Genomic DNA, 22,835 nt, shown 5'->3' on the forward strand with positions numbered 1-22,835 from the left:
TATGAAGGTCGGAGTGTTCTGGTACGAGGACGCGCATCGGTATAGAGCTTTTCAAAACCTGTATGAAGATGCGAACGAACAACATCGCAAGTTCGCTGCATGGTTCAAGGAAGCGACTGCGCTTGAACGACACCTGCGTCAGGAGGGCCATGAACCAGTAAGGGTCCTGACCACCCCAAAAGCCTTCTGCGACTGGTGCAAATCACACGGGCGTTCGCTGGACGCCTCCAGCCGAACAGCTTTCGCTCATGAGCAAATTGAACCTGCACAACGAATTCAGGATCTGGGCCAGGCAGTTGAGACGGCGCTCAGCAATCCACAGTTTCTGGTCCATGGACCTTTGATGAACAAACAATATCGCAAGTAAGTTTCCTTGATTGCCGACGGTGAGAGATCAAGTAAATCGCAGACGCCAGCGTCCGGAAAAGCTCAAATGCAATCGAGAAAGCGGCAGGATATCGATTCGATCTGAAGCCGCAGGCGAGCAGTCCAACACGTTCATCAAAACGGCTCGCATCACTAACGGATGGGTGAACGCCATCCAGTCGCCCTGCAATGTGAATGCCTCAAGCCAGAGAGCCATGCGCTGACGTAATTGATCAAACGACTCTCCCCCGTGAGGCGCACTGAAGGGGTCGCGAAGCCACGCGTCAAGTTCGGCTGGCGCCTCCTCTTGCAGTTGCTTCAGCGTTAGCCCCTGCCAGTGCCCCAGATCACAATCTGCTAACGCCATTGCTACCTTCGCCAGAGGTGAAAACCACGCGGCCGTTTCAACGGCACGCCGCTCCGGCGCAGTCAGCACTTGCACGTCGGGCAAAAGGGGGGGCGGCAAGCCGTTCAACGGCATGATGCTGTCATCGGCTTGATGAAATTGGCCCTTTTTTTGGGCCCGTGTCAGGCCATGGCTAATCAAGGTCAGGCGTATGGCTTTCAACGAGGGCTCTTCGGGTGAATGGGATTGACAGCCTGAGCATGCCAGTTGATAGCTCTCGCAACAATGTCTTGACCTGAAAGAGGCCGCGCTGCAATACATCGTACTTGGCTGCATTAAAAGAAGTCGTCACGCGCCTTCGCATCACGAATACGTTTGACGCGATCAGCTTCTACCTGCTCAACCGTTCGCAGTTCGCAAGCCTGATGTTGGTAGCGGTAGCCTTGCTTGACCGGGCGTGCAACCATGACTTCATGCTCGGCCACCAGTGCCAGCCTGGTACCCGACTCAAACCCCACGAAACCGCAGTCCTCCGGGCCTAGATGAAATGATGCATATACCAAGGCTTCATGCTGCAACTGGCGCAAACTCACGCCGGCCAGTTGAGAAAAACTCAAAATGACGGCAGCCGTATAGAGTAGGCCCAACTGGCAGGATCCATTCACCCAACGCTGCTTGCGCCAGGCCCCGGTTGGACGATACCGGTTCATACAGATTGCTGTGCCGGGCTCACGCTTCATACGCTCCCTTGAACGGGTATCGAGCATTGCGAATAGAAGCGCCCCCAACCAGATCAGCAGTACTAGAAAGATGCTTCCGGGTAGCAACCAGGCATAAATGATATGGATGAAGGTCAAGAGCTTCTGGGCAACCGGAAACCTGCCGGCATCCATTCGAATCTGCCCCAGAATAAACGCATCGGCCTCTGCACTCGCCGCCAGACCAAGACCTAGTGTGACCAGCGCAGCAAGCGCTGTCAGCCAACCACTGTTACGTTTATAGAAGGCCACCAGCCCCAACAAACGGACGGCAAGAATCAGGGAACACAGACTCAAACATACAAAAATCAGCCTTGCAAAAAGCTTGATCTCTACACCTAGCCATTGCAGCCACATCAGCCAGTATATCGCTAGCAAACAGGTGCAAATGCTCAGTGCCAACCATTCATTGCCAACCCACTGTCGGAAGTTGTAGTTGATTTTCCACGGCACGTGCCGATTTTGCGTGCGCACAAACAAGGGCACCTTGATACAGCTGCTGCTGACCTGTATTGCCCCCGCCAACAGCACATAATTTACAACGATGAACCAAAACACCTGCCGACTCCTTGTCTGAACTGGGCACAACGCTAAGATTGTCGCACTAACCTATTGAAATGCCACCAGAGCCCCAGATCGATGCCCGCCACCTCAACCAGCCCCTTGCTGCTCGCCTTGCGTGAAGGCACCCGCGACTGCCACAAGGCGCTGGAAGCCCGCCTGCCCTTCTTCAGCCCGGGCTTCGACAGTGCTGCCTACCGTCGCCTGCTGCAGGCCTACTACGGTTTTCATGCCCCCCTGGAGCATTCCCTGAGCGATTATCAGGGGCCAGAACGCCGCAAGACCGCGACCTTGGCCCGTGACCTGCAGGCCCTGAAGCTGAGCGAAGCCGACATCGACGCCCTGCCATTGTGCCAGGCACTGCCGGCCATTCACGACGAAGCCAGCGCGCTGGGCGTGATGTATGTGCTGGAGGGCTCGACCCTGGGTGGCCAGGTGCTCAAACGGGCGATGGCCGAACGCCTGGGCATCGGCCACGACAGCGGTGCCGCTTTTCTCGATGTATACGGGCCGCTGACCGGCAGCTACTGGCGCAGCTTCCTCGAGCGGCTTGGCCAGGCGTCGGCTGAAGGGCCGGCGCAGGCCACCACGGTACAGGCCGCCATCGACACGTTCACCCATTTCGAACAGTGGCTCGGCCAGCGCAATGTATTGAATTAGAGCCTTGACCAGGGGTTATTCGGCGTTTTGCCACCATGAATTACCAGCGCCGACTCTCGTTACTTGTTGTATCCAATGACAACAAGGAAGTCGCTTCATGACCGATATGACACGTCGCTCGTTGGTGGGCCTGGGCATGGCCCTGCCGCTGCTTGGCCAACTGGGCTGGGCCGGTGAAGCCTCCGTTGCGTCAGACGCCGGCCAAGGCCCGGTACGCATCAACTACAACGAAAGCCCCTGGGGCCCGAGCCCCGCTGCCCGCCAGGCCATGCGTGACGGCATCGAGCAATGCGGGCGTTACCCGTACAAGGCGCAGTACCGCCTGATCGACACTTTCGCTGCCGAACATGGCCTGGCCTCATCGCAGGTCCAGGTGTTCTGTGGCTCGAAACTGGCCCTGCAGCACGCCGTCATGGCCTTCACCGGCCCACGCAGCCTGGTGCTCGCCGAACCTTCCTATGAAGCGGCCGCCGAGGCCGCCCACGGCCATGGCAGTGCCGTACACGCGGTAGCCCTGGATGCGCGCCATGCCCATGATATTGATGCCATGCTGGCGGCCGACAGCGCCCCCGGGCTGATTTACCTGTGCAACCCCAACAACCCCACCGGCACGCTCACCCCGCGGCGCGATATCGAACGTCTGCTCAAGCACACGCCCGACGGCACTGTGGTGCTGGTAGACGAGGCCTACATCCATTTCAGCGATGCCCAGAGCTGCATCAGCCTGGTCAAGGAGCACCCGCAGTTGCTGGTGTTGCAGACGTTTTCCAAGCTCTACGGCATGGCTGGGGCGCGCCTCGGATTGGCCATCGGCCAGGCCCCGCTGCTGGAGCGCCTGGAAGTGTATGACGGCGACAACGTAGCCGCTGCCTCGACCTTGCTGGCCGGGTTGGCGAGCCTTGGCGACCCGCAGCTGGTGCCCCGGCGCAAAGCCGAAAACGCCCGCCTGCGCGACCACACCATTGCCTGGCTAAGCGAGCGCGGTTGGCGCTGCACGGCGTCGCAGACCAACTGTTTCATGATCGACATGCGCGGCCCGGCACAGCCGGTGGTGGACCGGTTGGCCAAACACGGCGTGTTGGTCGGTCGGGTGTGGCCGAGCTGGCCGAACTGGGTGCGGGTCAGTGTCGGCGACGAGCAGGACATGCTGCGCTTTCGGCAAGCCTTTGCCAGGGTGACCGCCGGCTGAAAGGTAGATGCAATGGAGTGCCCGACAAGCCTATACTTCATTTGACGAAAAAAATCAGTCAATTGACGGAGGCGTGATGAGCACTTCAATCGCCCAACGGCGTCACGAAAAAGCCAAAGAAGATGTGCGCAGTTCTGGCATCGACGAATTCTGGGCATTCAGCGCCAGCCGCTCTGCACTCAGGGAGTCGGAGCGACTGGTGCAGATCAAGCGCGGCTTTTCTGCCCACCTCTTCCGAGCCGTGCGCTACACCTTCAACCTCGAAGAATCCAGCCTGGCATTGCTGCTCAATGCCTCGATCTCCACGCTGGAGCGGCGCGTTCGAGAACACGAAGTGCTCGATACCGTCGCCTCCGAACGCCTGGACCGCATCGCCTCGGTGTCCCATCAGGCCGAGGAAGTCTTCGAGAGCCGCGAGGCTGCTGCACAGTGGCTATCGAAGCCGAACAAGGCCCTGGGTGATGTTGCGCCGATCCTGCTCTGCGAAACCGAAATCGGCGCCAAGCAGGTGCGCCGGGTACTGCAGGCCCTGGAATGGGGCGGGGTTGCCTGATGCGGGGGTGGCGAATCGCGAAGGCAATACGCGCCACCGACTTGAGCGGCAAGGGCGCGGCCATCGAAGGCGGCCGCTGGAACGATCAAGACGTACCGGCCGTATACATGGGCATGACGCCGGCAATCTGTTGCCTGGAAACCTTTGTACATGCGGCGGGCGAACCCACCGTGCCCTTGAAGATCACCTGCTTCGAGCTACCTGCAGAGACTTCGCTGTATCTGCACGTCGATGCGGCGGACCTGCCCGAAGGCTGGGCCAGCCTGCCTGCCGACCGCCCAAGCATGGAGTTCGGCACTGCCTGGCTGAAGTCGAGCAGCCACCTTGGGCTGATCGTCCCATCTGCCATCCTGCCGCTGGAACGCAACATCGTGATCAACCCCAGCCACCCAGCGGTGAGCCAGATCCAGGTGGTTGAAATGTACGACTTCATGTACGACCCACGGATGTTCCAAGTAGGCGCCCGCAACCAGTGATGCGCTGCTCATGCTCCCAGCTGCACTGATCTTAATGGGCCGGGCTGTTCGTGCTGGAGCACGCACCTGGTGTTCTACGGGCTGCGCAATGCCGGCCTGACCGACTCGCTGACCCACCTGCTGAACGGCCTTGCCGCGCACAGGGGCCGAAGATTACACCGATCGGCAGCCTGGCGACCTTGTTGTGGCTGCATGTACTGGCGCGCAGGGGCATGACGATTGGCTGGGGTATTACTTCAAGGTTGGCGTGCTGCCGACAGTACCTGTGTTGCTGGTGACCTTGGCGGCGCTGGCAGTGCGGTTAAGTCTTTGAGATTGCCAGGACTGTTGCGATCTCTGACCAAACCGCGACCCTCAGCAACCCCTCGATACAACCTCCCGCTTCTTCATCTCAGGTAGGCAAAGCAAAATATCTACGTCAAAGACGTAGGGATGAAGTATGCTGACGATCATTGAAGCGCCACTATTCTCTAGGCAATGGCCCGACTATTGGACGGAGGAAGAGCACGGGGCATTCATGTCCTATCTCGCCAACGACCCTGACGCAGGTGCAGTGATTCCCGGCTCAGGTGGATGCCGCAAGGTACGTTGGAGCCTGGACGGCATAGGCAAGCGAGGTGCCGTCCGTGTCATCTACACCGCCCAGCTTGCCAACGGCGCTCTGGTTGCCCTGCTGATCTACGGCAAGAGCGCCACCGAGAACATACCCGCGCACGTACTGCGCAAGATTGCGAAGGAGCTCAACCATGCCCCTGACTGAAAAAGAATTGATGCTGCGCGATGCTACTCGCAACATCGGTGAGGAACTGCTGGAATCCATCCGCGATGTGAAGGCTGGCCGCTATGGTGCTGTGCGCCAGGTGGAATTGACCGAGGCAGCTGAGGCACGCAGCAGGACCGGGCTTTCCCAGCTCAAGTTTGCCGAACTACTGGGCGTCTCGGTGCGTACGCTTCAGGAATGGGAGCAAGGTCGGCGTACACCATCCGGGGCCGCCCGCTCTCTTCTGCACATTGCGGCTTCTCGCCCGGATGTGTTTCGTGAGGTTCTTCAGGCCCGTTAATTGGCTTTCGGCCCTCGCCTCATCAACCCCACTTCCCTGAACCTGCGCGAAGCGGCTGCGCCCGACTGAAAGCTGTTGCGGTACACAGGTACAGCGCGAACTCAAGGATTGACCCGCCACAACCCGGCCATCTGCGTGGTAAACCCCGCACTCATCAATTCCCTGCGCATCGCCCACTGCGCCGCTGCCGGCACCGCCGCGCTGCGCAGTGTCCCCCTCCCCCAACGTCCGTTGACGCCGTCGATCACCTGCATGACCCGCTCGGCCTTCACGCTCTGCGTCGGCGCAAACAGATCACCCGTCACCTCCCCGCGCTGGCACAACTCCATCAGCAACACCTCGGCCTTGCTGTAGCGAAACCCCTCGCGATACACCCGCTCCACCGCCTCCAGCGCCATGCGTGTCAGCAGCCGCTCGTCATCGGTCGGATACGGCAATTGCACTACTACGCCGTTGGCGTAGCGCGGCTCTTCGGGGTTGAACATGCCGGTGCGGATACTCACCCGCATCCGTTGCGCCAGCGAGCGCTGTTTACGCAGTTTTTCCGCTGCGCGCATCACGTAGGTGGCCACGGCTTCCTTGAGCGGCGCGAGGTCGGTCAAGCGCTGGCCAAACATGCGGCTGCAGCAGATTTCCTGGCGCGGCGGGTCGACCTCCTCCAGGTGCAGGCAAGGCGTGCCGGCCAGTTCGCGGGCGGTCTTTTCCACCACCACGCTGAAGGTCTTGCGCAGCAGGCCGGGGTTGGCGCGGGACAGGTCCCAGGCGGTGCGGATGCCCATCGCTTGCAAGTGGGCCGTAAGGCGTTTGCCGATGCCCCAGACTTCGGACACATCACAGCGTTTCAGCACCCGCTCGTAAAGCAGCGGTTTGCGCAGATCGACCACCCAACCGCTCTGCACCGACCAGCGCTTGGCTGCATGATTGGCCAACTTTGCGAGGGTCTTGGTACCGGCGATACCCACCCCCACCGGGATGCCGGTGTGCTTGAACACCCGCGCGCGGATGTCCCGGCCAAGGCGCTCCAGATCGCCGGGCATGCCGGCCAGGTCGGCAAAGGCCTCGTCGATGGAATACACCTCCAGCGCCGGGACCATGCCCTCGATCACCGTCATCACCCGCTGGCTCATGTCGCCGTACAACGCATAATTGGAGGAGAACGCCACGACCCCGTGCCGACGCAGCAGGTCCTTCACCTGAAAGTACGGCTGGCCCATCTTCACCAGCGGCTTGGCCTCGACGCTGCGGGCGACGATGCAGCCGTCGTTATTGCTGAGCACGACGATGGGCGTGCGCTGCAGGTCGGGGCGAAACACCCGCTCGCAGCTGGCGTAGAAACTGTTGCAGTCGATCAGGGCAAAGACAGGGGTGCGATTCATCGGGTAGCGCCAACAATACTGTATTTATATACAGTAAATCACAACCTCCCACCAATGCCTCCCGCCACTCATCCGATTTGCATCCTGCGTGCGAACTCCTACATTTCGAACTGTGACAACCGCGCCGAGGCTCCCGATGCGCAGCGCCGAAAAGACCGAGCACAGCACCACCGCCAAAGCCCTGCCGAAGATCCCCCGCAGCGTCTGGGCGCTGGGCTTCGTGTCGCTGTTCATGGACATTTCCTCGGAAATGATCCACGCCCTGCTGCCGCTGTACATGGTCACCGTGCTCGGCACGTCGGTGGTTGCCGTCGGCTTCATCGAGGGCATCGCCGAGGCTACCGCGTCGATCACCAAGGTCTTCTCCGGTGCGCTCAGCGACCGCCTCGGCAAACGCAAGCTGCTGACGGTGCTGGGCTACGGCCTGGGCGCGTTGACCAAGCCGGTATTCCCCATGGCCTCCGGGCTGGAATGGCTGACGGCGGCGCGCTTCGTCGACCGTATCGGCAAGGGCATCCGCGGTGCGCCCCGCGATGCGCTGGTGGCCGATGTGACCCCGCCCGAACTGCGCGGCGCGGCCTTCGGACTGCGCCAGACGCTGGACACCGTCGGTGCGTTCCTCGGCCCGTTGCTGGCGATCGTGCTGATGTGGCTGACCGCTAGTCATTTCCAGACGGTGTTCTGGGTGGCAGTGATCCCGGCGTTCGTGGCCGTGTACATTCTCGTTGCCTTCGTCCGCGAGCCCGAGACGGCGCCCAGCGCCCGGCCGGTGCGCTCGCCACTGGCGCTGCATGAACTGGTACGCCTGGGCCCGGCCTACTGGCGGCTGACCGGCCTGGCCATGGTGTTCACCCTGGCCCGTTTCAGCGAGGCATTCCTGCTGCTGCGCGCCCAGGACATGGGCCTGGCGCCGTTGTGGGCGCCCGCGGTGCTGGTGCTCATGGCCCTGGTCTATTCACTGTCGGCCTACCCGGCCGGTGCGCTGTCGGACCGCCTCGGCCGCCGTGGCGTGCTGATGATGGGCCTGGGCCTGCTGATCGCCGCCGACCTGCTGCTGGCCCTGCTGCCAAGCTGGACCGGGCTGGCACTAGGGGTTGCCGCCTGGGGCCTGCACCTGGGTTTCACCCAGGGCATCTTCGCCGCGCTGATCGCCGACAGTGCGCCGGCCAACCTGCGCGGCACGGCATTCGGCCTGTTCAACCTGCTGACCGGGGTGGCGCTGCTGGTCGCCAGCGTGGTGGCCGGGTTGCTGTGGGATGGCGCCGGATTCCAGGCGACCTTCCTGGTCGGGGCGGGTTTTGCCACTGCCACCCTCGTCGGGGTGAAGTGGCTGCGCTAAGCCCGTTCAGGCTGACGGGTCATGGCTACGCACGCTGAAGGTCACCACGCCCCAGATCATGAAGTCGTCACCCTCCATGATGTAGCGTGGCGCATAACGCGGGTTTTCCGAGCGCAGCAGCACTTGCCCGGCGACGCGCTGCAAGCGCTTGCACAGCGGCTCGCCGTTGACCGCGGCGATCACGATATGGCCATGGCGCGCCTCGATCGAGCGGTCGACCAGCACCAGGTCGCCGTCGAAGATACCGGCGCCTTGCATGCTGTCGCCGTCTATCCTGACCAGATAGATGTGCGGTGCGCGCAGGTTGAGCAGTTCGTCCAGCGAGATGGGCTGCTCCATGTGGTCGGCGGCTGGCGACGGAAAGCCCGCCGGGACACGGAACAGGTAGCGCGGCACGGCAGCACTGCCGCCCGTGATGGGACCCAGGATGGAAGTCATGCGACGGCCTTGATATTGAACTGTATAGATATACAGTAAACGCCGTAGCGAGTATCCGGTCAATTTCGCCGTAGGATATTTCGACAAGTGGGGGTACATGCCATGTGTGGACGCTTCGCCCAGTACCAGGGCCTGGCCGACTACCTGCGTGAGCTGGATGCCGAGCAGGACGTGATCAGCGGCTACGACAACGTGCCGATCGGCCGCTATAACGTCGCCCCCGGCAGCCGCGTACTGATCCTGCATCACGCCACCGATGGCCTGCGCATCGACCCTTGCCACTGGGGTTGGGCACCGTTCTGGGCCACGGGTAAACGGCCGGCACCGATCAACGCGCGGGTCGAGACGGTGACCACCGGCAAATTCTTCAAGGCCCTTTGGCCGCAAGGGCGAGCCTTGGTGATGGCCGATGGCTGGTACGAGTGGGTGGCCGACCCGCAGGACCCCAAGCGCAAGCAGCCCTGGTTCATTCGCCTGAAAAGCCAGGCACCGATGTTCATGGCGGCGCTGGCCGAGGTGCATGCGGGGATGGAGCCGAACGAGGGGGATGGCTTCGTCATCATCACCGCTGCCAGCGATGCGGGGATGGTCGATATCCATGATCGCCGGCCCTTGGTGCTGAGCCCGGAGCATGCGCGGATGTGGATCGACCCTGAGGTACCTGCCGAGGAGGCTGAGCGCCTGGCGCGGGAGCAGTGTTTGCCGGTGGAGGCGTTCGAGTGGTTTGCGGTGGGCAAGGACGTGGGGAATGTGAGGAATGAAGGGGCTGAGCTGATTGTGATGCTGGATGCCGAGCATCAGCCCTGAAGTTGTGCTGCCGGTACTGGCCTCTTCGCGGGCAAGCCCGCTCCCACAGATACCGCGCAAGCCTTGAGCTGTGTGGGAGCGGGCTTGCCCGCGAAGGGGCCAGTACCGGTTAGGCCAGGGCTTCCTGCTGGCGCAGCGCCCAGCCGCCCTGCCCGTCCACTTCCAGCCGATGGGTATGGAAGTCGGCCAGGGTACTGCGATGCCCCACGCTCACCAGCAAGGTCTCGGGCATCTCTTTGCGCAGCAACGCATACATCGCATGCTCCAGCCCTTCGTCCATCGCCGAGGTGGACTCGTCGAGGAACACCACCTGTGGCCGGTTGAACAGCACCCGGGCAAACGCCAGGCGCTGCTGTTCACCGACCGACAGGATGTTCGACCAGTCGCAGTTCACCGCCAGCCGCTCGGCCAGGTGCGCCAGGTTGACCTCGCGCAGGGCCTGTTGCATACGGGCTTCGTCCTCCGGCTGGCTGTCGGCCGGGTAGGCAATGGCAGTACGCAGGTCGCCCAGCGGCAGGTAAGGCCGCTGCGACAGGAACAACGCCTGGGTGCCCAACGGCCGCCGGACCTCGCCCTCGGCATACGGCCACAGGCCCGCCAGGGCGCGCAGCAAGGTGGTCTTGCCGCTGCCCGACGGCCCTTTGATCAGCAGCGCCTGGCCACCGTGCAGGCGCAGGTCGAGGTCGGCGATCAGCGCATGGCCGTCCGGGCGCAGCACCTGCAGGCCGATGATGTCCAGCGCCCGTGGCTGGTCTTCGGTCAGCACCCGCGGCAGCGCGCTGGCCTGGTCGTTGGCATCGAGGAAACCGGTCAGACGGTCGAGGGTGGCGCGGTACTGGGCGAACGTGTCGTAGGACTCACGGAAGAACGACAGCGAATCCTGCACCTGGCCGAACGCCTGGGAGGTCTGCATCACGTCACCCAGCTTGATCGCCCCGCTGAAGAAGCGTGGCGCCTGCAGGATGAACGGGAACACCACGGCCACCTGGCTGACGCCGAGGTTGAAGCCGCTGAATTTCAAATTCCGGAACACCAGCGCCCAGACGTTGACGATCAGTGCACCGAAGCGCCCGAGCAAGGTCGCCCGTTCGACCGGTGCGCCCTGGTAGAAGGCGATGTTCTCGGCGTTCTCGCGCAGGCGCATCAGCGCATAACGGAAGTTCGCCGTGAGCTTTTCGTTGAGGAAGTTCAGGCGGATCAACGGCTGGCCGAGGCGGAAGGCAATCCAGGTGGCGATCAGCACATAGATGTACACCGCAAACACCATCGCCCGGGGTATCTCGTACCCCGCCACCATCAGCGGTGCCGACAGACCCCAGAGAATGCCGGTAAAGGCCACCAGCGAAACCAGCGCGCTGACCGCGCCCAGGGCCAGCGACACCGAGTTGCTGACGAACGCGCTGACATCCAGTTCGATACGCTGGTCGGGGTTGTCCACCGGTTCGGCGAGGAAGCGGCCGCGGTAGTAGGCGTCGCCTTTCATCCAGTCGCCGGTCAGGCGCTCGGTCAGCCACACCCGCCACTGGATGCTGAACGCCTGGGTCACGTAGAAAGTGAACAGCGAACGCAGCACGTGGATGGTGGCCAGCACCGCGAACACCCCCAGCAGGTACCAGAAGGCCGTCTGGTCGAGGGCCTGCAGGGCGCTATAGAAGCCGTTGTACCAGAACGAGAACAGTACGTTCAGGCGCACCGAGAACAGCGTCAGCACCAGCAGCAGGCCGAACACCAGCAGCGGCCGCCAGCTGCGCCGGAAGGTGAAGTACGGCCCCGCCAACTGCCAGAACTGGCTGCCCCAGCGCGTGTAGCGCACGGCCAGTGAAGCAGCGGCGGTGAAGCCGATGAGGGTGATGAACGAGGCGATTGCAAGCCAGCTCAGGCTCTCTTGCAGGGCCTGGTGCCAGTTCATGTCCATAGGAAATATCCGTCACGAGTGTTTCCGCGAGCGTAGCATTGCGGTGGGATTCGTCTTGCATAAATGACGGACATTTCATTTTTTCTGTGCCGGCCTCTTCGCGGGCAAGCCCGCGAAAGGGCCGGTACAGGCCAGCGCTAGGCCAGGGCCTCCACCACCTTGGCATCCAGCCCTTCCTGACCATGGTCGGCAATCCACGCCCCCAGCTGCTGGCGCATGGCCGGTGTCCAGAAGCTGTTCAGATGCTGCCTCACCCCCTGCACCGCCAGCGCCCGGTTTGGCTCGCTGTCGAAATAGTGGGCGATCTGGTTGGCCATCTTGACCAGGTTGTCGCTGCTCATCGGCGTACCTCGGCTTTTTCCGCAGTGCGACGCTCCTTGAGCAGGCGCCGCTGTTCGTCACTGAAGTCCTGGTAGCGCTTCTGCCACTCCGACGGGTGGAACACCTTCACCACCTCCACCGCGGTGACCTTGTATTCCGGGCAGTTGGTGGCCCAGTCGGAGTTGTCGGTGGTGATCACGTTGGCACCGGACTCGGGGAAGTGGAAAGTGGTGTACACCACCCCCGGGGCCACCCGCGCACTGACCTTGGCGCGCAGCACGGTCTGCCCCGCGCGGCTGCCGATACCGACCCAGTCGCCGTCGTGGATGCCACGGCTTTCGGCGTCGTTGGGGTGGATCTCCAGGCGGTCGGCATCGTGCCAGGCGGTATTGGCAGTGCGCCGGGTCTGGGCGCCGACGTTGTACTGGCTGAGAATGCGCCCGGTGGTCAGCAACAGCGGGAAGCGGTTGTTGACCTTCTCGTCGGTGGGCACATAACCGGTCAGCATGAAGCGCCCCTTGCCGCGCACGAACTGGTCGATATGCATCGTCGGGGTGCCGTCCGGGGCGGCGTCGTTGCACGGCCATTGCAGGCTGCCATGGCGGTCGATCTCGGCATAGCTGACGCGGTGGAAGCTCGGCGTCAGGCGGGCGATTTCGTCCATGATGTCCGACGGGTGGCGGTAGTTCATTGGATAGCCCAGGGCATTGGCCAGGGCCACGGTGGCCTCCCAGTCGGCCTTGCCAGCCAGTGGCTCCATGACCTTGCGCACCCTCGAGATACGCCGCTCGGCGTTGGTGAAGGTGCCGTCCTTCTCGAGGAACGAGCTGCCCGGCAGGAACACGTGGGCTAACTTGGCCGTCTCGTTGAGGAAGATGTCCTGCACCACCACGCACTCCATGGCGCGCAGGGCGGCGGTGACGTGCTGGGTGTTGGGGTCGCTCTGGGCGATGTCCTCGCCCTGGCAGTACAGCGCCTTGAAACTGCCATCCAGCGCCGCCTCGAACATGTTGGGGATACGCAGGCCCGGGTCAGGTTGCAGGGTCACGCCCCAGGCCTGCTCGAACTCGGCGCGCACGCCCTCGTTGGAGATGTGCCGGTAGCCGGGCAGCTCATGGGGGAACGAGCCCATGTCGCAGGAGCCCTGCACGTTGTTCTGCCCGCGCAGCGGGTTCACCCCTACCCCTTCGCGGCCGATGTTGCCGGTGGCCATGGCCAGGTTGGCGATGCCCATGACCGCGGTGCTGCCCTGGCTGTGCTCGGTCACTCCCAGGCCGTAGTAAATCGCCGCATTGCCACCGGTGGCGTACAACCGGGCGGCGCTGCGGATTTGCTCGGCGGGCACGCCACATACAGGCCCCAGGGTTTCCGGGGCGTTTTCCGGCAGGCTGACGAAGTCGCGCCAGCGGGCGAAGTCTTCCGTTTCGCAGCGGGCGTCGATGAAACGCTGGGCCAGCAGGCCCTCGCTGACGATCACATGGGCCAGGGCATTGAGCATGGCCACGTTGGTACCAGGGCGCAGCTGCAGATGCAGGTCGGCGCGGGCGTGGGGCGAGTCGACCAGGTCGATGCGCCGTGGATCGATGACGATCAGCCGTGCGCCCTGGCGCAGGCGGCGCTTGAGCTGTGAACCGAATACCGGGTGGGCGTCGGTGGGGTTGGCGCCGATCACCAGGATCACATCGGCCTGCATCACCGAGTCGAAGCTCTGGGTACCGGCCGACTCACCGAGGGTCTGCTTCAGGCCATAGCCGGTCGGCGAATGGCAAACCCGGGCGCAGGTGTCGACGTTGTTGTTGCCGAACGCTGTGCGCACCAGTTTCTGCACCAGGTAGGCTTCTTCGTTGGTGCAGCGGCTGGAGGTGATGCCGCCGATGGAATCGCGCCCGTACTTGAGCTGGATACGGCGGAACTCGCTGGCGGCGTAGGTTACCGCCTCGTCCCAGCTGACTTCCTGCCATGGGTCTTCCAGGCGCTTGCGGATCATCGGCTTGGTGATGCGGTCGGGGTGGGTGGCATAGCCCCAGGCGAAGCGGCCCTTGACGCAGGCGTGGCCGTGGTTGGCGCCGCCGTTCTTGTCCGGGACCATGCGCACCAGCTGGTCACCCTTCATCTCGGCGCGGAACGAGCAGCCGACGCCACAGTAGGCACAGGTGGTGATCACCGCACGCTCGGGCTGGCCAAGCTGAACCAGGCTCTTCTCGGTGAGCGTCGCAGTCGGGCAGGCCTGCACGCAGGCGCCGCACGACACGCATTCGGAAGCCAGGAAGTTGTCGCCGCCGGCCGCCGCTACCCGCGAGTCGAAACCGCGCCCGGTGATGGTCAGGGCGAAGGTGCCCTGGATGTCTTCGCAGGCACGCACGCAGCGGCTGCAGACGATGCATTTGCTCGGCTCATAGTCGAAGTATGGGTTGGAGGTGTCCTTCTTCTCCGCCAGATGGTTGGCGCCGTCATAGCCGTAGCGCACCTCGCGCAGGCCGACCTGGCCGGCAACGGTCTGCAGTTCGCAGTTGCCGTTGGCCGAACAGGTCAGGCAGTCCAGCGGGTGGTCGGAGATGTACAGCTCCATCACGTTGCGGCGCAGGTCGGCCAGACGTGAGGTTTGCGTGCGTACCACCATGCCTTCGGACACCGGCGTGGTGCACGAGGCCGGGTAACCACGCATACCTTCGATTTCCACCATGCACATGCGGCAAGAGCCGAAGGCTTCGAGGCTGTCGGTAGCGCACAGTTTGGGGATGCTGGTGCCGAGCATGGCGGCGGCGCGCATCACCGAGGTGCCGGCCGGCACGCTGATGCTGCGGCCGTCGATATTCAGGCTGATTTGCACGTCGCTTTCACGGGCTGGCGTGCCCAGGTCAGTCTCGGGATCGAAGTAATTGATCACTGTGCGGCCTCCGTGGTGGTCAGCCCGAAATCGGCGGGGAAATACTTGAGGGCGCTGGCCACCGGGTAGGCGGTCATGCCGCCCATGGCGCACAGCGAGCCGTACTGCATGGTGTCGCACAGGTCCCGCAGCAGCAGGGCCTGGTCATGGCGCTCGGTGAAGTCGCTGGTCGCGATCAGCCGGTCGACCACCTCCATGCCACGGGTCGAACCGATCCGGCACGGGGTGCACTTGCCGCAGGATTCCTCGGCGCAGAACTGCAGAGCGAAGCGCGCCATGCTGGCCATGTTCAGGGTGTCGTCGGCCACCACCACGCCGCCGTGGCCAAGCATCGCGCCCATGGCAGCGAAGGCCTCGTAATCCAGTGGGGTATCGAAGTGGCTGGGCGGCACCCAGGCGCCGAGAGGGCCGCCAACCTGCGCAGCCTTGAGCGGGCGGCCGCTGGCGGTGCCGCCGCCGTAGCCTTCCACCAGCTCGCGCAGGGTCAGGCCAAAGGCGCGTTCCACCAGGCCGCCGTGGCGGATGTTGCCGGCCAGCTGGAACGGCATGGTGCCCAGCGAGCGGCCCATGCCGAAATCGCGGTAGAACGCCGCGCCCTCGGCGAGGATGGTCGGTACCGAGGCCAGGGTGAGTACGTTGTGCACCAGCGTGGGCAGGCCGAACAGGCCTTCGAGCGCGGGCAGCGGCGGCTTGGCGCGAACGATGCCGCGCTTGCCTTCGATGGATTCGAGCAGCGCGGTTTCCTCGCCGCAGATATAGGCACCAGCCCCCACCCGCACTTCCAGGTCGAAGGCCTGACCGCTGCCGGCCACGTTGCTGCCGAGGTAACCAGCATCACGGGCGACGGCGAGCGCCTGGTTGAGCACGCGGATGGCGTCGGGGTACTCCGAGCGGACATAGATGTAACCCTTGTCGGCCCCGACAGCGAGGCCGGCGATGATCATGCCTTCGATCAGCAGGAAAGGGTCGCCCTCCATCAGCATGCGGTCGGCGAAGGTGCCGGAGTCGCCTTCGTCGGCGTTGCACACCACATACTTCTGCCCTGCCTTGGCGTCGCGCACGGTGCGCCACTTGATACCGGCCGGGAACGCCGCGCCGCCCCGACCGCGCAGGCCGGAATCGAGCACGGTTGCGACCACGGCGGCGCCATCCATCGCCACCGCCTTTTCCAGGCCCTTGAAGCCGCCGTGGGCGCGGTAGTCGTCCAGCGACAACGGGCGGGTGATACCGGCGCGGGCGAACAGCAGGCGCTGCTGGGTTTTCAGATAAGCCATTTCTTCGACCGGGCCAAGCGCCAGCGAATGACCGCCGGGCTCACCGGCCAGGGCGTCAAGCAGCGAAGGCACGTCTGCCGGGGTCACCGGACCAAAACCCTGGCGCCCTTCGCTGCTTTCACATTCCAGCAGCGGCTCCAGCCAGTACAGGCCACGCGAGCTGGTGCGGTGAATCTCGATGGGCAGCTGGCGACGTTCGGCCTCGGCCTTGATTGCATCAGCGACCTGATCGGCACCGACTGCACGGGCGACCGAGTCACAGGGTATGAACAACTTCAGCATGTTTCACCCTCCAGGCAACCGTTCACCAACGCCCGCAGGCGCTCAGGGGTGAGCCGCGCATGCACCTGGCCATCCAGCTCCAGCGCCGGCGAACAGGCGCAGGCACCCAGGCAATACACCGGGCGCAAGCTGATGGCACCGTCGGCGCTGGTGCCATGATCGTCCAGCGCCAGCTGTTCGCGCAGTTGCGCGGCCAGGGCTTCACTGCCACGGCTCTGGCACGACTCGGCGCGGCACAGGCGCAAGGTGTGACGGGCAGGCGGCGTGGTGCGGAAGTCGTGGTAGAAGCTGATCACCCCGCGCACCTCGGCGAGGCTGAGGTTGAGGGCATGGGCGATTTCAGGGACGGCAGCATCGGGGATGAAACCGATAGCGTCCTGGAGGGCGTGAAGGATCGGCAACAACGCGCCGGGGGTGTCCTTCTCGCGGGTCAGGATGTTCTGGATTACCGGCAGGTGAAGCAGTTCATCAGGCATACAGCGGACCTCGGCATCACGGTCCCCGCCAGAATTATTGTGGTGGCGGGTAACCGGCGTGTTCTGCTGCGGCACACCGGCCACGTCACGGCTGGCGTGGGCGCGGAGGCCTCCTTGCCGATGGCCGTGCGTCTGCGCGCACTGGACTCATGGGCATCCTTTAAGCATGGCACTTGTTTGGCCGTAAGGTTGTGTGCGAGCGACCAGGCGCATCCTGAAACCGACCTGAGGTTTGTGCGGGTGTTGCTGGCCTCCTCAGCCGATCACCACATGGGGCAAGAACCGCGAACTGTCCTTGGTAATCAACGAATCATCCTCGCGGATGCCAATCCCCGAAGCCCTGCCCCCAACCACCCAGGAGCCGATCAGGGTATAGCTGTCACCAAACTTCGGCAGCGGCGCAAACCCCTGCAGAATGTAGGGCGCATCATCGTATGGCCCGTCCTCGAAAACCCGCTCCCCCTCGACGGTGCGGATATCCACGTTGGCCCCTTCCCGCGAGAAATACGGCTTGCGTACCCAGCCCTTGGGCACCGGCAACTGCGGGCTGTCGTCGACAAAGGCCGGCAACAGGTTCGGATGGCCTTCATGCCACTCCCAGAGCAACGGCAGAATGCCTTTGTTGGAAATCAACGCCTTCCAGGGTGGTTCGACAAACTGCGTGTCGCACCCGGCAATCGCCTGGCCGAAATCCTCGTGGAAGATGTGCTCCCAGGCATGCAGCTTGAACAGCCGCACAATCGCCTGCCCCTGCAGGTCGACGAAGCGGCCCTCACCGTCCAGGCCGATGTCCTCCAGGTCGATATGACAGGTACGGATGCCGGCATGCTCGGCCATCTTGCGCAGGAAGTCGGTGGTGCCGCGGTCCTCCAGCGAACCGGAGATGGTCGAAAAATGGAACTCGCCATGCCCCGGCATCGCTGCAAATGCCTGCACCAGGTCTTCGGCCAGAGTATTGAACTGACTGGCCTGGGCGGGCAGAACACCCCGCTGGATCTGTTCCTCCAGCCAGATCAGCTGGAAGGCCGCAGCTTCATACAGCGAGGTAGGCGTGTCGTAGTTGGCCTCGATCAACTTTGCCGGGCCGGTGCCGTCGTAGCTGAAGTCGAAACGCCCGTAGAGGTGCGCCTGCCCCTCCAGCCATGAGCGGCGCACCAGATCGAAGAAGGCTGGCGGAATCGCCAGGCGCGCCATCAGTGCTTCGCTTTCGACGATGCGCCCTACCGCGTCCAGGCACATCGCGTGCAGCTCTGCGGTCGGGGTTTGCAGGTCATGAACCACCTGGGCCTCGCTGAACTGGTAGTACCCACGTTCGTCCCAGTAACGCTCGCCGTCGATCGTGTGAAAGGCAAAGCCCTCGCGCAGGGCTGTCGTGCGCCAGTCGGGACGCTCCGCCAGTTCGACCTTGTGCATGCCTACCCCCCGAAGAAACTGCCGGACCTGCCACCCCAACCGCTGCGCGCAGTGGCCTGGCCGCCAAAGCCACCGCGCGTGACCGAGGCCGAAGTCGCCGAACGCGACTCGTTGCGGCTTGAGCCGCCATAGCCGCCACCACCCCCTCCGCCACTCGAAGAGCTGCTGCTCTCTTCGTCCTGCTTCACCCGCTGAATACCGCCACCCGTGGCTCCGTAACGCTGGCCAAGCAAACCATGCCGCTGGCCTGCTCCGTCGCGATAGGCATACAACGGTTGCGCGTTGTAGTGACGGCCGGCGCTGTTGCCCATCTGCGCAAGCAGCATGCCGGCCACCGCGGCAGTGGCCACATGGCCATAGCCTCCGCCCTGGGCATAACCCGCGTCGAGTTGAGACTGCGTCACCTCAGCACTGGTCTGCAGCTCGAAGCCACTCATGCGCGGCATGTAGCGGCCACCAACGGTAATCTGGCAACCGTCCGGGGTGAACTGCGCTTCGCACTCCGCCTTGGTGAAAAACGTCGGCGCATTGCGCTGGTAATCCGCCAGCGCCCGCTTGAAGGCATCGTTGCAGGCGGGTTCCGGCACCTTGTCGGCGACGCAGGCCGCAACGCTGTCGTAATTACTTTGCTGGGTGACCGTGTACAGCTCTTCCTGCGGGCCGCAAGCGGTCAGTGCCAGCGGCAGCGAGCTGGCCAGCACCAGCTTGACGGAGCTGCGTCGAATAGGGGGCTTCATGGGAGCTCCTTGCACGTCAGGCCGCCGGCGTCATGCAGGCCGAGTTGAGGAAGCCCACGCTGATTGCCACGCTGGCCGCGTAGATGGCCGCAGCCAGTTCACCCTTGGCGATGCGCCTGGACAAATCACGTAACACCAGGCTGGTGAGGCCGAAGGCGAGCAACTGCACCACTGCCGCGATCACCACCCAAGCGACGAAATCAAGAATGCTCACGCTGTAGGCGATGATGTTGCTGGCAGGCAGCGAGAAACCGATCAAAGAGCCACCCAGGGCGATGGCCGCCGCCGGATTGTTTTCGCGGATCAGCGAAAACTCGCGGTGGGGCGTGATGCGCGTGTAGATGAACTGGAACAGCCAGAACAGCAGCAGCGCCACACTGATATAGAGGATGAAACCGGTCACTGCCGAAGCATTGAGTGACAGGCGAAGCGCGTCGAGCATGGTGAGTCCTTGTCAGGTTACGTTGAAGTCCGTGGGAAACAGGGTGACGCCCAGCGAGGTGGTGAAGGTGAGCGCGCCGTGCTCATCTTCTTCGAGGGAAAACAGCAGGAATTCGCGGCGGTCGGGCAAGCCCGTGTCGCGGGCATAAAGCATCGACAAGTGCCGGACGCCATAACGGGCCTGCGGGCTGACCACCTGCTCATGGAACTGGACCAGTTCAGCTTGCCCTTGGGCCTGGCCCCATTGGCGGGAGTAGAGGCAGCCATCATGCGTGTAGATCGGCAGGCCGACTTTGGACAGGCAGCCGACCAGATACTGCCGGTGTGCATCGTCGCGCACGGCAATGGCGCTGTGGTAGCCGAACAGCACGATATCGCCCGGCTGGCTGCCGTGCATCAGCACTTGCAGCCAGTAATCTTCGTTGTCCAGGTAGTAACGCAACAGGCGTACGGACTGGCCAAGGTCGACCTCGCCGCAAGCCCACACCGTTTCCGGGCCGGGGAGCTGAAGTTCAGAGTAACCGTCGAGCAACGGCTCGAGCGTTCGGGCAGGTGTGAACGTACTGCCATTGCGAAGGCCGAAAGGCGGGCTGGCCCGATTGAAAAGCGACATCAACTACTCCCTGGGGTCGCGGCGTTCCTTGCTGGGGGCGACACCTTAACGGGTTTCACCACCAGGGCCAACACTGATGGTGTGAGCAGTCTTGTCGCTGGAAATGGGATGTTACTACCTCATCGCCGGCTTGCCGGTGATGCCCCCAGCGTGCTGCGCAGTTCAAGCGACAGCTTGCACCTCTGCTTTCTCTGCCTCCAGCGCCCTCACCAATGGCAATACCTGCTCGCCGAAGTACGCTACTTCCTCCTGGAAATGCAGGAAACCGGACAGAATCAGGTCCACCCCGACGGCCTTCAACGCCACGATGCGCTCGGCAATCTGCCGTGGCGTGCCGATCAGGTTGGTCTTGAAGCCGTCGTTGTACTGCACCAGGTCCTCGAAGCTGGACGTGGCCCAGTTGCCCTCACCTTCCGGGCTGGCGGAGCCGGCATGCTTCACTTCATGCCCAAAAGCCTTCACCGCCTCGGGGTTGGCCTTGTCGATGATCTCCTGCAACACCGCCCGCGCCTGCTCCTCGGTATCGCGGGCGATGATGAAGGCATTCACCCCGATCTTCACCGAATGCCCGTTGGCAGCGGCCTTGGCACGGATGTCGTCGACCTGGGCCTTGATCCCTTCGACCGTATTGCCGTTGGTGAAGTACCAGTCCGAGACCCGCGCCGCCATGTCCCGCGCCGCCCGCGAACTGCCGCCCTGGAAGATTTCCGGGTGCGGCTGCTGCAGCGGCTTGGGCTTGAGGTTGTAGTTGCGAAAGCGATAGAAGTCGCCGTTGAAGGTGAAGTTGTCTTCCGTCCAGATGCCCTTGAGCGCCCGGATGAATTCCTCGGAGCGGCGATAGCGTTCGTCATGGTCCAGCCACGGCTCACCAATGGCATGGAACTCGCCCTTGAACCAGCCCGACACCACGTTGATGGCGACACGGCCGTTGGTGAACTGGTCGATGCTGGCCAGCTGCTTGGCCGCCAGCGCCGGGTTCCACGGGCCTGGCAGAATGGCGGCGATGACCTTGAGCTTCTCGGTGGCCGCCAGCAAGGCGTGGCTGATGGTGACCGACTCATGCTGGTTGTCGGCGCCGTAGCCTGCGGTGAAGCGGATCTGCGACAGGGCGTAGTCGAAACCAGCGCGTTCGGCGATCTGCGCCAGCTTTCGGTTGTAGTCGATGTCCCAACTGGTGCGTTGCTCGATAGCGCTGACCACCAGGCCGCCACTGACGTTGGGGACCCAGTAGGCGAATTTGATCGGTTGCTGGCTCATGCGGGTGCTCCTTGGCAGGACTTGAGAGTGTGCAGGGAGCGGAGCAGCAACCGTGCCAGGGTGAAAATGCCATGCAGGTCAGAGACTTGGTCGAAAGGGCTGATAATCTGCCCTGCATGCTGGCGGAGCAAGCTGCTGACCTGCTGTTGCACGGGCAACAGTGTTTCAGTGGTGCTTGAGCATCCCCAAGTGCGCATCGTCCATCAGTGCCTTGGCCATCTCGCACAGGTAGTGCGAGGCCCAGACCAGTGCGGGTTCGTCTCCATCACGCCAATGAAGGAGGCGCGGCGCGAGCAGTCCATCAGTACAGAGGCCTGCGCCATGGTGTGGTCGCAGCAGTTGCCGGGTTCCACGCGGAACAGGCGCTTGCCTTTGGCCACGCCTTCCAGGCAGGTGGCCGAGCCGACGGTGACGCCAAGCCTGGCGGTTGCTTCGGGGAGTTCCTTGTCCATTCTCAATCCTCTTAACAACGCTGAAATCGAGCCACTGCGCAGCCTTTGTGGGAGCGGCCTTGCGTCGCGAAAGGGCTGCGAAGCAGACCCGGCAATGGTTGCGACAATGCCAGGATCCGGGGGCCGCCTTGCGGCCCTTTCGCGACGCAAGGCCGCTCCCACAAAGACCGCGCTGGCTTCGAGTTCGTCTCATTACCTGTAAAGTCAGTGCAACGTGTGCCCCTGCCGTGGCCGCTTCAACTGCACCTGCGCAATCGCCGACTCCAGCAACGCGAGCACGGCCTCCATCTCATGGATCATCGACAGGGTCATGACGGTGGCGGGCGACTTGGGCAACGTGGTGACGGACTGGTGGGCCACGGCCAGGCCGCAGAGCAGGTATTCGGTGGCCTCGACCAGAGTATCTTCGAGGTAGTGGGAGGCGTCGGGGGTGAAGGGTGGATCAGGAACAATCTTGAGCATGGTCATATCTCGAGGCGTTGTGAGAGATACCACTGCCCATCGCTTGCAGAGAAATGGGTGGCGGCTGCATACGGGCCTGCAAGACCGAGGCCTCAAGAATCCCGGCTGACCACAAGGGTCACCCATACACAGCCACCATTGAACACGGTGAGCACGAATTCTGAGGCTTCGACAGGCTTGCAGACCCGGCCATTGAATTTGCAACGGCACCGCCAGCCTATGGAGCTCACTTCCCCACCACAATGCCCCAAAGACTGATTCAGACGCGTCCTACAAGCCAGAGGAAAAATCTGTTTCTTCATTTGTAGAAACCAGCCACTCCCCGCCCTCTCGTAATGCTTTGTTAAGATTTCTTCCATATTTCGTTAACGTAAT

General features: G+C 63.1%; 26 protein-coding genes and 1 pseudogene. 10 read left to right on the forward strand and 17 right to left on the reverse strand.

Annotation, left to right across the window (positions count from 1 at the left end; genetic code table 11):
- Nucleotide 1 precedes the first annotated feature (1 nt).
- Nucleotides 2-367, forward strand: coding sequence for a hypothetical protein (locus N430_RS01845; RefSeq protein ID WP_110631556.1), 366 nt, complete (start codon nucleotides 2-4; stop codon nucleotides 365-367).
- Between the two features lie 27 nt (nucleotides 368-394).
- Here the strand turns inward: N430_RS01845 and N430_RS01850 are convergent, their stop codons facing one another.
- The gene (locus N430_RS01850) at nucleotides 395-934 is read right to left on the reverse strand and encodes a histidine phosphatase family protein (protein ID WP_110631553.1); all 540 of its coding nucleotides are present in this window, start codon (nucleotides 932-934) and stop codon (nucleotides 395-397) included.
- A 113-nt stretch (nucleotides 935-1,047) separates the two neighbouring features.
- Complete coding sequence (locus N430_RS01855; RefSeq protein WP_110631550.1) at nucleotides 1,048-2,028, reverse strand: hypothetical protein; 981 nt, start codon at nucleotides 2,026-2,028, stop codon at nucleotides 1,048-1,050.
- A gap of 81 nt (nucleotides 2,029-2,109) precedes the next feature.
- Here N430_RS01855 and N430_RS01860 point away from each other — a divergent pair, with 81 nt between their 5' ends.
- From N430_RS01860 to N430_RS01890, 7 genes and pseudogenes are all read left to right on the forward strand, one after another.
- A complete protein-coding gene (locus N430_RS01860) occupies nucleotides 2,110-2,691 on the forward strand; it encodes a biliverdin-producing heme oxygenase (protein WP_110631546.1) in 582 nt (193 codons plus the stop codon).
- A 97-nt stretch (nucleotides 2,692-2,788) separates the two neighbouring features.
- The gene (locus N430_RS01865; RefSeq protein ID WP_110631543.1) at nucleotides 2,789-3,880 is read left to right on the forward strand and encodes a pyridoxal phosphate-dependent aminotransferase; all 1,092 of its coding nucleotides are present in this window, start codon (nucleotides 2,789-2,791) and stop codon (nucleotides 3,878-3,880) included.
- Nucleotides 3,881-3,956: 76 nt separating this feature from the next.
- Nucleotides 3,957-4,433, forward strand: a complete 477-nt coding sequence (locus N430_RS01870; RefSeq protein WP_110631540.1) for an antitoxin Xre/MbcA/ParS toxin-binding domain-containing protein — start codon at nucleotides 3,957-3,959, stop codon at nucleotides 4,431-4,433.
- Nucleotides 4,433-4,909, forward strand: coding sequence for an RES family NAD+ phosphorylase (locus tag N430_RS01875; RefSeq protein WP_110631537.1), 477 nt, complete (start codon nucleotides 4,433-4,435; stop codon nucleotides 4,907-4,909). The genes N430_RS01870 and N430_RS01875 overlap by 1 nt, the downstream gene beginning before the upstream one ends.
- Before the next feature lie 143 nt (nucleotides 4,910-5,052).
- A pseudogene (locus N430_RS01880) lies at nucleotides 5,053-5,222 on the forward strand (ArsB/NhaD family transporter); the annotation flags it as partial.
- A 126-nt stretch (nucleotides 5,223-5,348) separates the two neighbouring features.
- Nucleotides 5,349-5,669, forward strand: a complete 321-nt coding sequence (locus N430_RS01885; RefSeq protein WP_178083360.1) for a transcriptional regulator — start codon at nucleotides 5,349-5,351, stop codon at nucleotides 5,667-5,669.
- Nucleotides 5,656-5,970: a DNA-binding transcriptional regulator gene (locus N430_RS01890; RefSeq protein ID WP_110631534.1), complete on the forward strand. Its 315-nt coding sequence runs from the start codon at nucleotides 5,656-5,658 to the stop codon at nucleotides 5,968-5,970. Before N430_RS01885 ends, N430_RS01890 begins: the two co-directional genes overlap by 14 nt.
- A gap of 101 nt (nucleotides 5,971-6,071) precedes the next feature.
- Here N430_RS01890 and umuC read toward each other — a convergent pair whose 3' ends face one another.
- Nucleotides 6,072-7,346, reverse strand: coding sequence for a Y-family DNA polymerase (gene umuC, locus N430_RS01895; protein WP_110631531.1), 1,275 nt, complete (start codon nucleotides 7,344-7,346; stop codon nucleotides 6,072-6,074).
- Nucleotides 7,347-7,482: 136 nt separating this feature from the next.
- On the opposite strand from umuC, the gene N430_RS01900 reads away from it, so the two are divergent.
- Complete coding sequence (locus tag N430_RS01900) at nucleotides 7,483-8,685, forward strand: MFS transporter (protein WP_110631527.1); 1,203 nt, start codon at nucleotides 7,483-7,485, stop codon at nucleotides 8,683-8,685.
- A gap of 6 nt (nucleotides 8,686-8,691) precedes the next feature.
- Here N430_RS01900 and N430_RS01905 read toward each other — a convergent pair whose 3' ends face one another.
- On the reverse strand, nucleotides 8,692-9,123 hold the full coding sequence (locus N430_RS01905) for a LexA family transcriptional regulator (RefSeq protein ID WP_110631524.1): 432 nt from the start codon (nucleotides 9,121-9,123) through the stop codon (nucleotides 8,692-8,694).
- Between the two features lie 102 nt (nucleotides 9,124-9,225).
- Here N430_RS01905 and N430_RS01910 point away from each other — a divergent pair, with 102 nt between their 5' ends.
- A complete protein-coding gene (locus N430_RS01910; RefSeq protein WP_110631521.1) occupies nucleotides 9,226-9,930 on the forward strand; it encodes an SOS response-associated peptidase family protein in 705 nt (234 codons plus the stop codon).
- Between the two features lie 109 nt (nucleotides 9,931-10,039).
- On the opposite strand, the gene N430_RS01915 is transcribed toward N430_RS01910, so the two are convergent.
- The 13 genes from N430_RS01915 to N430_RS01970 all read right to left on the reverse strand — a co-directional run bounded on the left by N430_RS01915 (nucleotide 10,040) and on the right by N430_RS01970 (nucleotide 22,460).
- Nucleotides 10,040-11,845 (reverse strand): ABC transporter ATP-binding protein/permease, encoded by a 1,806-nt coding sequence (locus N430_RS01915; protein ID WP_110631518.1) that lies wholly within the window; start codon nucleotides 11,843-11,845, stop codon nucleotides 10,040-10,042.
- 137 nt (nucleotides 11,846-11,982) lie between these two features.
- Nucleotides 11,983-12,186, reverse strand: a complete 204-nt coding sequence (locus tag N430_RS01920) for a formate dehydrogenase subunit delta (protein ID WP_110631515.1) — start codon at nucleotides 12,184-12,186, stop codon at nucleotides 11,983-11,985.
- A complete protein-coding gene (gene fdhF / locus N430_RS01925) occupies nucleotides 12,183-15,053 on the reverse strand; it encodes a formate dehydrogenase subunit alpha (protein ID WP_110631512.1) in 2,871 nt (956 codons plus the stop codon). Before fdhF ends, N430_RS01920 begins: the two co-directional genes overlap by 4 nt.
- Nucleotides 15,050-16,609, reverse strand: coding sequence for an NADH-quinone oxidoreductase subunit NuoF (locus N430_RS01930; protein WP_110631508.1), 1,560 nt, complete (start codon nucleotides 16,607-16,609; stop codon nucleotides 15,050-15,052). Before N430_RS01930 ends, fdhF begins: the two co-directional genes overlap by 4 nt.
- Entirely contained in the window at nucleotides 16,603-17,085 is a 483-nt protein-coding gene (locus N430_RS01935) for a formate dehydrogenase subunit gamma (protein WP_110632517.1), read from the reverse strand. Before N430_RS01935 ends, N430_RS01930 begins: the two co-directional genes overlap by 7 nt.
- A gap of 255 nt (nucleotides 17,086-17,340) precedes the next feature.
- Nucleotides 17,341-18,498: a glutathionylspermidine synthase family protein gene (locus tag N430_RS01940; protein WP_110631505.1), complete on the reverse strand. Its 1,158-nt coding sequence runs from the start codon at nucleotides 18,496-18,498 to the stop codon at nucleotides 17,341-17,343.
- A gap of 2 nt (nucleotides 18,499-18,500) precedes the next feature.
- Entirely contained in the window at nucleotides 18,501-19,235 is a 735-nt protein-coding gene (locus N430_RS01945) for a DUF1190 domain-containing protein (protein ID WP_110631502.1), read from the reverse strand.
- Between the two features lie 16 nt (nucleotides 19,236-19,251).
- Nucleotides 19,252-19,677 (reverse strand): DUF350 domain-containing protein, encoded by a 426-nt coding sequence (locus N430_RS01950; protein ID WP_054883523.1) that lies wholly within the window; start codon nucleotides 19,675-19,677, stop codon nucleotides 19,252-19,254.
- A 12-nt stretch (nucleotides 19,678-19,689) separates the two neighbouring features.
- Nucleotides 19,690-20,289, reverse strand: coding sequence for a DUF2491 family protein (locus tag N430_RS01955; RefSeq protein ID WP_110631499.1), 600 nt, complete (start codon nucleotides 20,287-20,289; stop codon nucleotides 19,690-19,692).
- A gap of 162 nt (nucleotides 20,290-20,451) precedes the next feature.
- On the reverse strand, nucleotides 20,452-21,546 hold the full coding sequence (gene sfnG / locus N430_RS01960; RefSeq protein WP_110631496.1) for a dimethylsulfone monooxygenase SfnG: 1,095 nt from the start codon (nucleotides 21,544-21,546) through the stop codon (nucleotides 20,452-20,454).
- 165 nt (nucleotides 21,547-21,711) lie between these two features.
- Nucleotides 21,712-21,765: a hypothetical protein gene (locus N430_RS29890; RefSeq protein ID WP_371922751.1), complete on the reverse strand. Its 54-nt coding sequence runs from the start codon at nucleotides 21,763-21,765 to the stop codon at nucleotides 21,712-21,714.
- Nucleotides 21,750-21,998, reverse strand: coding sequence for a hypothetical protein (locus N430_RS01965; protein ID WP_371922754.1), 249 nt, complete (start codon nucleotides 21,996-21,998; stop codon nucleotides 21,750-21,752). Before N430_RS01965 ends, N430_RS29890 begins: the two co-directional genes overlap by 16 nt.
- A 204-nt stretch (nucleotides 21,999-22,202) precedes the next feature.
- A complete protein-coding gene (locus tag N430_RS01970; protein ID WP_110631493.1) occupies nucleotides 22,203-22,460 on the reverse strand; it encodes a hypothetical protein in 258 nt (85 codons plus the stop codon).
- Nucleotides 22,461-22,835 lie beyond the last annotated feature (375 nt).

This window comes from Pseudomonas sp. CC120222-01a (assembly GCF_003097235.1).
In the GTDB taxonomy this organism is placed as follows: Bacteria; Pseudomonadota; Gammaproteobacteria; order Pseudomonadales; family Pseudomonadaceae; genus Aquipseudomonas.